This window comes from Flavobacterium crassostreae (genome assembly GCF_001831475.1).
GTDB classification, from domain to species: Bacteria; Bacteroidota; Bacteroidia; order Flavobacteriales; family Flavobacteriaceae; genus Flavobacterium; species Flavobacterium crassostreae.
In genome coordinates this window covers 2609139-2622522 of the sequence record NZ_CP017688.1, presented here as the reverse complement: position 1 = coordinate 2622522, position 13384 = coordinate 2609139, and the positions used below count along the sequence as shown (strand labels likewise).

The window sequence follows — 13384 nt, the reverse complement described above, 5'->3', positions numbered from 1 at the left end:
AAAAACAAAAACCATGTACGAATTAGTTTTTTGGAAATACCAAGAAGGCGTGTATCTCAACCACCAAGAAGTATACGAAAACCTCGAAGAGCAACCCCAGCCAGAAGGCCTAGAAGAGCTACCCGTAGCCGTTATTCTCAACAGAATAGGTTCCGTATTCAGCAAATGGGAAAAAGTAGATGCCAACAGTTGGAAAAACACCACTGGAGTAGGAGCCTTTCACGTAAAGACAACCCCCCAGAGCATACAAATAGATTGCTACGGAACCCAAGGCAAAACCATGGACAAACTAGTAGATATTATGGCAGAATTTCAATGTCCGTTATACGATCCACAAGTTCCAGAACGATACGATGAAATGTATGAATAGCAGACCAACACCATAAATACACCAAGACATTAAAAGTAAATCACTTTATTTTTAATGTCTTTTTTATAGCCCAATACCCAAAAAAACAACACCCAAAAAAACAAACCATGAAAATACATTTAAAAAACGGCATAGACAGCCTGCTGTTCGGGATGAATCAAAACGACGTAATCGCCTTATACGGCAAACCCGATCGCAAGTATACCGACGAAGATGACAACGTAATATTTGCCTACAATACCCACAAAATCCGTTTAACTTTTTATAAAGAAGAAGCCTTAAAACTAGGATATATAGTAGCCTCAAGCCCAGATCTAGAATTGTTTGAAAACAAAATAATAGGCAAAAAAATAAAAGAAGTAAAAAAAGACCTATCCAGAAAAGGAATTGCAAAATTCACCCAAGAAGAATTTGATACCTTTGAAAACTATTTCAACGAAGACAATTGGATAATCCTACAAACAGAATTTGACGAGGTTGTCAAGTTCGAAATTGGTGCCATCATCAACGATAAAGACGAATTTGACTGGAAGTTTGGCAAAAAATAAACAGCCGCCTTCTTTGTTTCTAGAAGACCAAAAAAACAAAACCCGATAGCAAAGCTATCGGGTTTTTAAATACCATACTATGGGTAGTTGTTATTTGGTTTCGGGTTGTTTTTCAAAAATTTCCAATTCAAAAACCAACGAAGCGTTTGGAGGAATAACCCCACCAGCACCTCTTTCGCCATAAGCTAAATTTGCAGGAATAATAGCCAGCATTTTTTCACCATAGTGCATCAAGCTCAACGCTTCCAAAAATCCAGGAATCATTCCTTCTTTGCGTCCAGCCTCAAATGCAAAAGCATTGTAACCCTTCAAATCGGCTCTTTTTTGGTCGTACTTTCCGTAGGTTTTGTTTACCTCTGCGTAGCTGCTATCAAATAAGTTTCCGTCTTCAAAATAGCCTGCATAATGAAAATAAAGTGTAGTTCCCTCTGTAGGCTTTACTCCAGTTCCTTTTTGAATAATTTGATATTTCAGACCAGTAGCAGTGGTAGTAGCAGTGGTTTTTATAGCTTTAATATAGGCAGCTTTTTGTTCAATAACTGGAGCGTATTTCTCTTTATACACGCGTAATTTTTCGGCCTCTACAGCAGCCTGCTCTTTTTGTCTTTGTTGGTCAATCAACGCTTGTTTTTTAGCCTCTTCGGCTTTGTTGTTGTAATAATTTTCAAAGACTTTGATTGCATCAAATTTTTTGGCAAGACTTCCTTTACGGCTAATCTTTACAGAGGTCATTATATCGTCTTGCAAAATAGCATTGACTACTTGCATTCCGCTAGTTACTTCCCCAAATATGGTGTGTTTGTTGTCTAACCATGGAGTGTCTTTATGGGTTATAAAAAATTGGCTAGAGTTAGTAGCGGCTCCAGAATTTGCCATAGCCAAAAGACCGGCTTTGGTAAATTTTAGATCCGAAAATTCATCCTTAAAAGAATAACCAGCTCCCCCAGTTCCGTTACCTAGTGGATCTCCAGTTTGGATCATAAAATCGTTAATCACCCGATGGAATTTTAGGCCATCATAAAAAGGTTTTCCTTTTAGTTTTTCATCGGTAACAAATTGGTTTGTTCCTTCTGCAAGGGTGATAAAATTAGCCACAGTTACCGGTGATTTTTGGAAGTCTAGTGCCAAAACAATAGCTCCTTTGTTGGTATTTATTGTAGCAAAAATTCCTTCTGCATTGTTATTTTTTTTGGATGTTTTTGGGGTGTCTTGTGCGTGCATATTCGCTATGGCTAAAAAAACAAGACCTAATAATTTTAATTTCATTGTTATGGATTTAAATAATAAAAAAAAGGATATTTCTAAATGCGTTATTCTGGAGCTACTTCTTCCACTAATTCCACTTCAAAAATAATATTTGCATTGGGTGGGATAACCTCTCCAGCACCACCTGCTCCATAGGCTAAATGCGAAGGGATAAATAAGGTTGCTTTTTCGCCATAGGCTAATTTTTCTAAACCTTCTATAAAACCAGGAATCATTCCGTCTTTGCGCCCAGCTTGAAAAGCAATGGGTTGGTAGCCATTTTGACTAGCCCGATTGGGATCAAATTTTCCGAACGTTTTTGCTACATTTTCAATACTAGTATCAAAAAGCTGGCCATCTTCAAGAAAACCGGCATAATGGATGCTTATTTGGGATCTTTTGGCTGGTTTTTTGTTTTTGGTAGTCTTGGTGATTACGTATTTAAGCCCGGTGGAGGTTTTGGTTGCTTTGCTTTTTAAGGCATTAAAAAATTTAATTTTGTCCTCGCGAACATCTTTATATTTTTCATCATATGCTTTTTTGTTTTCTTCTTCAAGAGCTAATTTTTTTCTTTGGTTTTCAGATTCAACAGAAAAATAATTGTAAAAAGTCTTAACGGCATTAAACTTTTTTGCAGCTTCTCCGTTGCGGATAATGGTTACTTTATTTATGTAATCGTTTTGTTGTACTTGTAGCACTACATCCATTCCGTTTTCTACCACATGTCCAAAGATGGTGTGCTTGCCATCTAGCCATGGTGTTGCCAAATGGGTAATAAAAAACTGACTGCTATTGCTTGCGGGACCATTGTTTGCCATCGCCAAAATGCCTCCTTTATCAAAACGTAGCTCCGTAATTTCGTCTTTAAATTTGTAGCCACCATCTCCAGATCCAGTTCCTAGAGGATCGCCAGTCTGAATCATAAAATCATTAATCACCCGATGAAATTTTAATCCATCAAAAAAAGGCTTTCCTTTAAGGTTTTTATTGGTTACAAAATCATTTTTTCCTTCGGCTAAGGTTACAAAATTAGCTACTGTGATGGGTGCTTTTTGATACTCTAAAGCAACAATAATAGCACCTTTATTGGTTTCTATTTTGGCATAAAGGCCATCTGGTAGGTTGCTGTGGTCTTGTTTGCACGAAGATAAACTGGCAATGGCTAGTAGTATAAGTAGGATGCTTTTTTTCATGTCAAAAATTTTAACTTATTTAATAGTGTCTTTAGGTGGGTTTATATTTAATTTTTTTGGAGTGGTTGTTTCTTTTTTTGCAATAACGGCCGTTGTAGTCGTTTTTGGTAACTGGGTCTTGGTGTTAGACGTGGTTGGTTCTGGGACAAAATTATTTAGGGTAACCGTTACCATTAAAGGCTGGTTGGTTCCTATTTTTTGATTGTCTCCATGATAGCCAAAGGCCATATGAGATGGAAATAAAAAACATATTTTTTCTCCTTTTCGCATCTTTTTTATTCCGTCTCGTAAACCCATCATTATTTCTTGTTTGTCCACATAATAGGTTTGTGGTTGGAGTTCTAGCTTGGTGTATATTGGGCTGCCTTTTAAGTCTTTAATATCGTAATCATAATAGGCAATGTCTCCTCTTTGTGGAGTCAGGGTATCGGTGGTGTTTTTTATTTGGTAAGCATACCAATATCCTTTTGAAGAAGAGAGATACGCTGTTTTTGGGTTGTTTTTTATGAGTGTTTTAATTAAATCTTCTTCGGAGGCAACGAGTTTTTTGTTTCTTGCCACCGATTTTTTCATAAAAGAACCCGAACTATGGGAGATGGGTTGTCTGGCTTCTTGGTGTTGTTTGCAACTGCTTACAACAAGGCATAAAAGAACAAAAAGAGCTATGGATGGATGGAACTTCATGATTAGAATGTTAATTGTGCTACTAAATTTTCAAATTTTGCTACTGTTTCTTTCAAAGTAGTTTCTGATTTTCCGCCTGCAGCATTACGATGGCCTCCTCCGTTAAAATGATCTCTGGCAAATTGATTAACGTCAAAATCGCCTTGAGAGCGAAAAGATATCTTGATGATTTGTTCTTCGGTGTTTTCTATAAAAATGGCTGTAAAGTGCACTCCTTTAATGCTTAATCCATAATTTACAATTCCTTCGGTATCTCCTTTTACATGTTCAAAGGTATGGAGTTCTTGTTGGGTTAGGGTAGTGTAGGAGGTGTTTTTATTGGAAAGCACCTTCATGTTTTGGAGGGCTCGTCCTAATAATTGTAATCGGTTGTAAGAGCTGTTTTCAAAAAGCAAATTGGGTATTTTGGTGTTTGCAACCCCTAGATCTATTAATTCTGCTACTATACGGTGGGTGTTGCCAGTAGTTCCCGGAAATCGAAACGAACCAGAATCGGTGAGAATTCCGGTATAAATGCAAGTTCCTATTGTGGTATCTATGGCGTGTTTTTGGTCCAAAAAGCCAATAAAGTTATAGAGCATCTCACAGGTAGATCCAAAAGCAGTATCCGAATAGACATGCGCGGCATAGTCCTCTGGTTTTTGATGGTGGTCGATCATAATGTAGGTAGCTGGTAAGTTGGCCAAAACTTTTTCCATTTCGTGCCCTACCCGGTGTAATGCATTAAAATCTAATGTGAATATTAGGTCTGCTTGTTGTAATATTTGGGTACAATTTTCTTTATCTTTTTCAAATATTTTGACCGTTTCGGAGCCTGGCAACCAAGCCAAAAAATCCGGAAATTCATTGGGAGCAATCACCACTGCGTCGTGCTTGTATTTTAACAAAAAGTGGTACAATCCTAGGGTGGATCCCATGGCATCTCCATCAGGGCCTCTATGCGGAATTATTGCAATTTTTTTGGGTGTTGCCAACAGCAACGCTATAGCTTGTATATCTTGTATTTTCATAGTTTGCGAAATTACATTTTTTTAATGTAAACTTGGAAATCATTTGTAAATAAACCTATTTTTTAGACTCAAAACAAGTTTGGTTTTCGTATTTTAATCTTTTTATATAAATGATACTTAGCTCCTTTGACAATTTGTGCCTGATAAATTCCTACAGATCCAGATGCTAAGTAAGCTACCAAACAAGCAATACCGATATATAATCCTGATTGTAGTCCAAAAAGTTCGATTCCCATAACGGTACAAGCAATAGGAGTGTGGGTAGCTCCAGAAAAAACAGCTACAAATCCCATGCCTGCCAATAAGGCAATAGGCAACGGAAACACTATGGACAAACTGCTGCCCAAAGTAGCTCCTATAAAAAATAAAGGCGTGACTTCGCCACCCTTGAAACCAGCTCCTAATGTAAAGCCGGTAAATATAATTTTTAATAAAAAATCGTAGTAATTACTGGGTGTTATAAAGGAATCTACAATGCTTGGAACCCCTAATCCGATGTATTTTGTGGTTCCGATGCCGTATAAAGTGATTGCAATTAGTATTCCTCCTACCATTGGGCGTAAAGGAGCATAGGTGATTTTTTTGGCAAATAATGCGCCCCAGTAATGCGTGCTTCGGGCAAAAAGCATGGCAGCCAAACCAAATAGTATACTGACAATAAGTACGCAAAGTAAGGTTTTTAAACTCCAATCCGGTACGGATGAAATACCATAGTGCGTATGTTCTACCTGCCAGAAAGCAACCGTAAAGTGTGCGAAATAGGCAACCACCAAAGCTAAAATGGCACTTTGGATACTAATTTTACTAAAATAAACCACCTCAAGAGCAAAAATAGCTCCAGCAAGTGGGGTTCCAAACACCGATGCAAATCCAGCGCTAATACCCAAGATAATAATGGATTTTCTATCGGTTTGATTTAATTTAAACCAAGATGTAAATTGGTCTGCTATTGCGCCCCCCATTTGCACCGCAGTACCTTCGCGCCCTGCAGAGCCACCAAAGAGATGGGTTATAATGGTGCCCAAAAGCACCAACGGAGCCATTATTAAAGGAATTTTAGTGCTAGGAGTTTGGTATTCTTGTAGCAATAAATTATTTCCTTTTACGGCAACTGCGCCATAATAATGGTAGCTTAACCCAATGAACAAGCCTCCCAGGGGCAGAAATGCTATAATCCAAAGGTGGTTTTCTCGGATAGTTGCTGCCCACTCTAACGAAACTAATAAAAAAGCCGAGGCAGATCCAGACATAAAACCCAGTAAGGCACAAATAAGACCCCATTTAAAAACCAGTAAAAGAGTTTCTTTTAGTTTAAGTGCATTCATTTAGTGTAAAACAGTTAGTATAAAAAATGGCATATTTTTTGCAATTTAAGCAAAAAAACCAAAACCAATTATTTATTAAGGCCAATGTTTGGATGCTCTCTCTGATTGCAGTTTTTTTTTTGGATCAAATACCCAAAGTGGCAAAGCAGTAGCATAATAGAAAGTTAAATTAAATCTGGATTCCGAATTTTTTATTTTTGGTTTTTTATTTTTAAAAAATAATAATAACAAGCAGTCCATAAAGCAACCCGCATGAAAACCTATTTATATATACTAGCATTAGTTCTTACAACAACTCTAGGCTATTCTCAAAACGAGTTCCGTTCTAAATTTAAAGCAATTCCGCCTGTGGATACGGGATATAAAGCCCAAAAACCCGCAGCACCCTTGCGTACGGATCCCATTATAGTAGCGCCAAATTTATTTAAAAAATCAGACCCCTTTGCACCACCGAGTACTAATTTTCAGATTGGAAAACCAAATCCCATGAGTATGACACCTAAAACCGATTTTGTCAATCCAGGAGATGAAGTAAGGGACCGGATGAATAAAAAAGAAGATCCTGTAGAAGGAATTGTTTACAGAAAAAACCAAAATTTAGGAGATTTTAAAACCAGTTCCCGTAGCGCAAAAGTATGGTATCGGGATGCCGCTTACGTTGATGGAGACCAGATTAGAGTATATCTCAATGATGTAGTAATCCAACAGCAAGTAAATTTAAATAGTGATTTTAAAGGTTTTGAGATAGAATTGCAACCAGGATTCAATAAAATTGACTTTGAGGCTTTAAATCAAGGAAGTTCAGGCCCAAATACGGCAGAATTTAAGGTGTATGATGCCGAAAATAATTTAATATCCGCAAGCCAATGGAATCTTGGAACTGGATTTAAGGCAACCATTATTTTGATAAAAGAGTAATTTGCAAAGCAGAATATACCCAACTAGAGTAGCTGATTTAATCGTAATCCGAAATATTTTAGTTTTTTTAGAAAGATACTCTGCCGCAATACTTGTTTAGAAATTGCTTTTATTTTAGGATGACTTTCAGCCAATTATGCCCAAAGTTTAAAGCAGAGACTGCGTTAGACTAAAACGAGAACTAAAAAAAAATAAAATTTTTCAAAAATCAATTTTTCAATTCAAAATATAAAAAGTATTTTTGCGCATGCAACACAACGTACTTATTTTAGATTTCGGATCGCAATACACTCAGCTTATTGCGCGTAGAGTTCGCGAATTAAATATATTCTGCGAAATTTTCCCTTATAATCACATACCAAGTGATTTATCCAGTTATAAAGCCGTAATTCTTGGTGGAAGCCCATTTTCTGTTCGTGCAGAAGACGCTCCCCATCCTGATTTGTCACAAATCAGAGGAAAATTACCCTTACTAGCGGTTTGTTATGGCGCACAATACCTAGCCCATTTTAGCGGCGGTGAAGTAGCGGCATCCAATACTAGAGAATACGGTAGAGCTAATTTGTCTTTTATAAAAGAGAACGAATTATTTTTTGAAAATGTTTCCCAAAATAGTCAAGTTTGGATGAGTCATAGTGACAGCATCAAAGCCTTGCCTACCAATGGAATAAAATTAGCAAGCACCCACGATGTAGAATTTGCTGCCTATAAAATTGAAGGCGAAACGACCTATGCAATCCAGTACCACCCAGAGGTTTTTCACTCTACGGATGGTTCTAAAATGCTAGAGAATTTTTTGGTAAAAATTGCCGAAGTTCCCCAAACCTTTACTCCTAATGCTTTTGTAGAAGAAATGGTTTCGGAATTAAAACAAAAAGTAGGTAATGACAAAGTTGTTTTAGGGCTTTCTGGTGGAGTAGACTCTACTGTAGCTGCCGTTTTGTTACACCAAGCCATTGGAAAAAACCTGTATTGTGTTTTTGTAAATAATGGATTGCTTCGCAAAAATGAATACCAAAGTGTACTAGATCAGTATAAAGGTATGGGCTTAAACGTTAAAGGAGTTGATGCTGGAGATCGTTTTTTGTCCGAATTAGCAGGAGTTAGTGATCCAGAGACCAAGCGTAAAATTATCGGAAGAGTTTTTATCGAAGTTTTTGATGATGAATCCCACCTTATCGAAGATGTAAAATGGTTGGCTCAAGGAACGATATACCCAGATGTTATTGAATCGGTTTCTGTAAAAGGCCCCTCGGCAACCATAAAATCACACCATAACGTAGGTGGTTTGCCAGATTATATGAAATTAAAAATTGTAGAACCGCTCCGCATGCTTTTTAAAGATGAAGTGCGTAGAGTAGGAGCTTCGTTAGGTATTGATCCAGAATTATTAGGAAGACATCCGTTTCCGGGACCAGGACTTTCAATACGTATATTAGGAGATATTACTCCAGAGAAAGTACAAATTTTGCAAGATGTAGACGCCGTTTTTATAGACGGACTAAAATCTTGGGGATTGTATGACAAAGTTTGGCAAGCAGGAGCTATTTTGCTTCCGGTAAATAGCGTAGGAGTAATGGGCGATGAGCGTACCTACGAAAAAGTAGTTGCCCTACGTGCAGTGGAGTCTACTGATGGGATGACTGCAGATTGGGTACATTTGCCTTATGAGTTTTTGATGAAAATATCCAATGATATCATCAATAAAGTAAAAGGAGTTAACAGAGTAGTATATGACATTAGTTCCAAGCCACCAGCAACCATTGAGTGGGAATAAAACGTTGGAGGTTTTAATTTAGGGTTTTTGGATTCAAATCCCCGTATCTTTTATAAACGGTATCCTAATTTTGATAAATTGGGGTACCGTTTTTGTTATCTTTGCCATAATAATTTTTAAATAAATAAAATGAAATATTTTTTTGCAACATTTGCTTTCTTTTTGTTTTTTGCCCAAACTGCTTTTGCTCAAAATAAAATTATAACCCACAAGATAGAAAAGGGCGAAACAATCCATCAAATAGCCCGCAAATACCAAGTTACTCCATTTGATATTTACCAATTAAATCCAGATGCACAAAGAGGATTACAGGTAGATACGGTATTGCTTATACCTGGTAAAACAGAAAAAGCCAAAGTATCCAAGATAGAAAAAGCCAAAACAGAAAGTAAAAAGACACCGTCAATTTTGTCCTCAGCACCTACAACCCATTTAGTAGTTGCCAAAGAAACATTGTACGGGATCGAAAAAAAATACGATGTCACAGATGCGGATTTAAAAAAAGCAAATCCAGACCTTACAATTGATGGTTTAAAAATAGGTATGGTTTTGACGATACCTTCTAAAAATGCAACCAAAACCCCTTTTGCCAATGTTGCTAAGACTAGCAAAATAATTCCCGAAGAAGCTCTTTATCATGAAGTGTTGCCTAAGGAAACTAAATATTCTATTGCAAGACAGTACGGTACAACCATTCAAGAAATAGAAAAACGCAATCCAGAAGTAGCAGATAATTTGCCAATAGGATACCAATTGTTAATCCGAGGGACGCCTTCAAAGATAGCAAGTGTAATTAAGAGTCCGGAGCAAGAACAAAACCATTCTTTGATTCCTGCAATGGCAGTAAAAGACAGCTTGATTACTTACGTTGATTATGAAATACAACCTAAAGAAACCCTTTATAGTCTTTCAAAAATGTTTGCTATTAGTCAAGAAGAATTACTACAGCTCAATCCAGAATTAAACCAAGCAGTAGCCATTGGAATGCTTATAAAAGTGCCTTCAAAAATGGTGGTAGCTAGTGCAGAAAAAAAAGTATACGCTTCTTTGACTAAAAATATAGCCGAAGGAAAACGCAAAAGAATGGCTTTGTTGTTGCCTTTTAATGTTTCAAAAATAGAAGGCGATACTATTAATTCTGCCTACAATAGATTAAAAAAAGACAAGTTTTTAAACATGACCTTGGATTTCTACGCAGGAGCTTTAATAGCAATTGACTCGGCAAAAACCTTAGGGCTTCCTATTGATATAGAAATTTATGACTCGCAAGAAACCAAAAACAGCTCTAATGTAGCGGCAATTATACGCGATAACAAACTACAAAATGCCAACGCCATTGTGGGGCCTTTTTACCAAAGTAATGCAGAGGTTGCTGCACAAGCAGTACGGCTTACTAACGTACCGGTTATTTCTCCGCTTTCTAAAGATTTAGGTAATGCGTATCCTAATTTATACCAAACGATTCCGACTAGCGAAGAGGTCAAAAACAAGATGTTTGCTTATATGCGTACCCAAAATGGCAACATAATGGCTGTGGTGGATAGAAAAAAAGAATCAATACTTAAATACCTACAACAATACCAAAATGACATTCCATTGGTAGCTTTTAAAGAAAACGGAAGTCTTTCGACGGAAAGCCTAAAAAGTATGTTGGTTAAAGGAAAGACCAATTATGTAGTGATGGAAACCGCTAATACTTGGATGATAAAAACCACAATTGCTACTATGTTGAGTGCAATGCCTAGCTATTCTGTTCAATTAGTGATTTTAGAACCAAATGAAACTTTAGATTTTGAAGAAATAAAATTCACCAATTTAATTAAGTTACAACTCATGTATCCTTCCGTAACTCGGGATTATGTTTCTCCAGAAGCAGCAGCATTTGACAAAAAGTACAAAAAAATAAATGCAATTTACCCAAGTGATTACGCAACTCGTGGGTTTGACGTTACTTTTGACACCATGATGCGATTGGTTCAAAACGTAAAATTTGAACAAACGGTAAACGCCGTGGCAACCAATCGGGTTGAAAATAAATTTGAATATTATAAAAAAGACGATGGTGGTTATACCAATAAAGGCGTGCATATTATGTATTATGATACCGATTTAACCATTAAAGAAGTACAATAATGCTAAGTCAAGCCGCATTTTGTCAAAACCATGGGTAGTGCTCTGGTTTGTGCTAAATATAGTTTCTTTTTTGTAAAAAAAATAAATAAACACAAAACAAGTTTTAATAATCTGGAGTGATCTTGGTGTTTAAAGCTTGTTTTGTTTAACAAAACAAATGAATCAAAACCAACAGCAATTAATTAAGTTAGCCCACACCAAAATGCCCTTTGGCAAATACGAAGGACGCTATTTAATAGATTTGCCAGAATATTATGTGGTATGGTATCAAAACAAAGGATTTCCCAAAGGTGTCCTAGGAGAACAATTGCAATTAATTTATGAGTTGCAATTAAATGGACTAGAGGATCTAATTAGAAATATCCGAAAAAAATACCCAAAACCACTTAAATAAAAACAGAAAACGCTTTTTTATATTGAAATAGGCATCTTAATAATGGATTATTTTATAAATTATCTCATTTTTAAATTAGCATAATCTCAATTTATAATCGTATTTTCGCCAAGTTTTTTACACAACTACAATACAAACTACAACATAATGAATCAAACAAAATATATTTTTGTTACCGGTGGTGTGACTTCATCTTTAGGAAAAGGAATTATAGCAGCATCTTTGGCAAAATTGTTACAGGCAAGAGGGTATAGAACAACTATTCAAAAATTTGATCCGTATCTGAACGTAGATCCCGGAACTTTGAATCCATACGAACATGGAGAGTGTTATGTAACAGATGATGGTGCTGAAACAGATTTAGATTTAGGCCATTATGAACGCTTTTTGAACGTGCCGACTTCTCAAGCAAACAACGTAACCACCGGAAGAATTTACCGCTCTGTTATTGAAAAAGAACGACGAGGAGAGTTTTTAGGTAAAACCGTACAAGTAGTACCTCATATTACCAATGAAATTAAAGATAGAATGCAATTGCTTGGTAATTCAGGGGATTATGACATTGTTATCACAGAAATAGGCGGTACCGTTGGAGATATAGAATCCTTGCCATACATAGAGTCTGTTCGTCAATTGGTTTGGGATTTGGGAGAGAATAATGCCGTTGTAATACACCTAACATTGGTTCCGTATTTGGCCGCAGCAGGAGAGCTAAAAACCAAGCCAACCCAACATTCTGTAAAAACGTTGATGGAAAGTGGTATCAAAGCAGATATTCTGGTATGCAGAACAGAGCACGAAATTTCGGATGAAATACGCCATAAATTAGCTTTGTTTTGTAATGTAAAAAGAGAAGCAGTTATTCAATCTATTGATGCAGATACGATCTATGAAGTACCTAATTTAATGCTTCAAGAAGGGTTGGATTTAGTTACCCTAAAAAAATTAGATTTGCCTAAGAAAGCCGCTCCGGATTTAAAAACATGGAACACTTTTTTGAAAAGATTAAAAAATCCAAAACATACCGTAAATATTGGTTTGATTGGTAAATATGTAGAAATGCAAGACTGTTATAAGTCCATTTTAGAAGCATTTATACATGCAGGTGCCGCAAACGAAACCAAAGTAAATGTAGTATCTATCCATTCGGAGCATATTGATGCTACAAATGTAGCCGATAAGTTTAAAGATTTAGACGCAATCCTTGTTGCTCCTGGTTTTGGAGAACGAGGAATAGAAGGAAAAATTGAAGCAGTGCGTTTTGCCCGCGAGAATAAAGTACCCTTCTTCGGTATTTGCTTAGGTATGCAAATGGCCGTTATAGAATATGCAAGAAACATATTAGGCTATGCAGATGCTAACTCTACGGAGATGAACGAAAACACGACGCATCCGGTGGTAAATTTAATGGAAGAACAAAAAAATGTAACCCACAAAGGAGGAACCATGCGCTTAGGAGCTTGGAAGTGCACTATTGAGCCAGACACCCTTGCTTACAAAATATACGGACAAACAGCAATATCAGAGCGTCACCGCCATCGTTATGAATTTAATAGCGCCTACACCAATGAATTACAAAAAGCAGGACTAATACCCTCTGGAGTTAATCCAGATACAGGCTTAGTTGAAATTGTTGAAATTAAAGAGCATCCGTTTTTTATAGGAGTACAATACCACCCAGAATACAAAAGTACCGTGGCAAACCCACATCCTATTTTTGTAAGCCTTGTAGCAGCAGCAGTAAAAGCTAAAAAAGCAAAGTAAGATTTTTAAAAATACGCATGCAT

At 36.7% G+C, this 13384-nt stretch carries 12 protein-coding genes; 7 read left to right on the top strand and 5 right to left on the bottom strand.

Translation table 11 applies throughout. From position 1 onward, the window contains the following. Positions 1-13: 13 nt before the first annotated feature. The gene (locus LB076_RS11645) at positions 14-370 is read left to right on the top strand and encodes a hypothetical protein (RefSeq protein WP_066332121.1); all 357 of its coding nucleotides are present in this window, start codon (positions 14-16) and stop codon (positions 368-370) included. Between the two features lie 107 nt (positions 371-477). Then, positions 478-918, top strand: a complete 441-nt coding sequence (locus tag LB076_RS11640; protein ID WP_066332087.1) for a hypothetical protein — start codon at positions 478-480, stop codon at positions 916-918. A gap of 90 nt (positions 919-1008) precedes the next feature. On the opposite strand, the gene LB076_RS11635 is transcribed toward LB076_RS11640, so the two are convergent. The 5 genes from LB076_RS11635 to LB076_RS11615 form a co-directional block, all read right to left on the bottom strand. Continuing rightward, a complete protein-coding gene (locus tag LB076_RS11635) occupies positions 1009-2184 on the bottom strand; it encodes a peptidylprolyl isomerase (RefSeq protein WP_066332089.1) in 1176 nt (391 codons plus the stop codon). Positions 2185-2228: 44 nt separating this feature from the next. After that, positions 2229-3356 (bottom strand): peptidylprolyl isomerase, encoded by a 1128-nt coding sequence (locus LB076_RS11630; protein WP_066332091.1) that lies wholly within the window; start codon positions 3354-3356, stop codon positions 2229-2231. Between the two features lie 15 nt (positions 3357-3371). Then, on the bottom strand, positions 3372-4040 hold the full coding sequence (gene gldI, locus LB076_RS11625) for a gliding motility-associated peptidyl-prolyl isomerase GldI (protein WP_066332092.1): 669 nt from the start codon (positions 4038-4040) through the stop codon (positions 3372-3374). Positions 4041-4042: 2 nt separating this feature from the next. Further along, positions 4043-5050 carry a DHH family phosphoesterase gene (locus tag LB076_RS11620; protein WP_066332094.1) on the bottom strand — a complete coding sequence of 336 codons (1008 nt, stop codon included), beginning with the start codon at positions 5048-5050 and terminating at the stop codon, positions 4043-4045. A gap of 68 nt (positions 5051-5118) precedes the next feature. Next, positions 5119-6375 carry a voltage-gated chloride channel family protein gene (locus LB076_RS11615; protein ID WP_066332096.1) on the bottom strand — a complete coding sequence of 419 codons (1257 nt, stop codon included), beginning with the start codon at positions 6373-6375 and terminating at the stop codon, positions 5119-5121. A gap of 252 nt (positions 6376-6627) precedes the next feature. Between LB076_RS11615 and LB076_RS11610 the strand changes: the two genes are divergently transcribed. The 5 genes from LB076_RS11610 to pyrG all read left to right on the top strand — a co-directional run bounded on the left by LB076_RS11610 (position 6628) and on the right by pyrG (position 13361). Continuing rightward, positions 6628-7293 carry a hypothetical protein gene (locus tag LB076_RS11610; protein ID WP_066332099.1) on the top strand — a complete coding sequence of 222 codons (666 nt, stop codon included), beginning with the start codon at positions 6628-6630 and terminating at the stop codon, positions 7291-7293. Positions 7294-7540: 247 nt separating this feature from the next. Beyond that, positions 7541-9070, top strand: a complete 1530-nt coding sequence (gene guaA, locus LB076_RS11605) for a glutamine-hydrolyzing GMP synthase (RefSeq protein ID WP_066332100.1) — start codon at positions 7541-7543, stop codon at positions 9068-9070. Between the two features lie 129 nt (positions 9071-9199). Continuing rightward, positions 9200-11203 (top strand): muramidase family protein, encoded by a 2004-nt coding sequence (locus LB076_RS11600; RefSeq protein WP_066332101.1) that lies wholly within the window; start codon positions 9200-9202, stop codon positions 11201-11203. 157 nt (positions 11204-11360) lie between these two features. Beyond that, entirely contained in the window at positions 11361-11597 is a 237-nt protein-coding gene (locus LB076_RS11595; RefSeq protein WP_066332102.1) for a DUF3820 family protein, read from the top strand. Between the two features lie 147 nt (positions 11598-11744). Next, complete coding sequence (gene pyrG, locus LB076_RS11590; RefSeq protein ID WP_066332104.1) at positions 11745-13361, top strand: CTP synthase; 1617 nt, start codon at positions 11745-11747, stop codon at positions 13359-13361. Positions 13362-13384 lie beyond the last annotated feature (23 nt).

Excerpts from the sequence above, each read along its gene's own strand:
- LB076_RS11645 (WP_066332121.1), top strand. The coding sequence starts at position 14 with ATGTACGAATTAGTTTTTTGGAAATACCAAGAAGGCGTGTATCTCAAC.
- LB076_RS11640 (WP_066332087.1), top strand. The coding sequence starts at position 478 with ATGAAAATACATTTAAAAAACGGCATAGACAGCCTGCTGTTCGGGATG.
- LB076_RS11635 (WP_066332089.1), bottom strand. The coding sequence starts at position 2,184 with ATGAAATTAAAATTATTAGGTCTTGTTTTTTTAGCCATAGCGAATATG.
- LB076_RS11630 (WP_066332091.1), bottom strand. The coding sequence starts at position 3,356 with ATGAAAAAAAGCATCCTACTTATACTACTAGCCATTGCCAGTTTATCT.
- gldI (WP_066332092.1), bottom strand. The coding sequence starts at position 4,040 with ATGAAGTTCCATCCATCCATAGCTCTTTTTGTTCTTTTATGCCTTGTT.
- LB076_RS11620 (WP_066332094.1), bottom strand. The coding sequence starts at position 5,050 with ATGAAAATACAAGATATACAAGCTATAGCGTTGCTGTTGGCAACACCC.
- LB076_RS11615 (WP_066332096.1), bottom strand. The coding sequence starts at position 6,375 with ATGAATGCACTTAAACTAAAAGAAACTCTTTTACTGGTTTTTAAATGG.
- LB076_RS11610 (WP_066332099.1), top strand. The coding sequence starts at position 6,628 with ATGAAAACCTATTTATATATACTAGCATTAGTTCTTACAACAACTCTA.
- guaA (WP_066332100.1), top strand. The coding sequence starts at position 7,541 with ATGCAACACAACGTACTTATTTTAGATTTCGGATCGCAATACACTCAG.
- LB076_RS11600 (WP_066332101.1), top strand. The coding sequence starts at position 9,200 with ATGAAATATTTTTTTGCAACATTTGCTTTCTTTTTGTTTTTTGCCCAA.
- LB076_RS11595 (WP_066332102.1), top strand. The coding sequence starts at position 11,361 with ATGAATCAAAACCAACAGCAATTAATTAAGTTAGCCCACACCAAAATG.
- pyrG (WP_066332104.1), top strand. The coding sequence starts at position 11,745 with ATGAATCAAACAAAATATATTTTTGTTACCGGTGGTGTGACTTCATCT.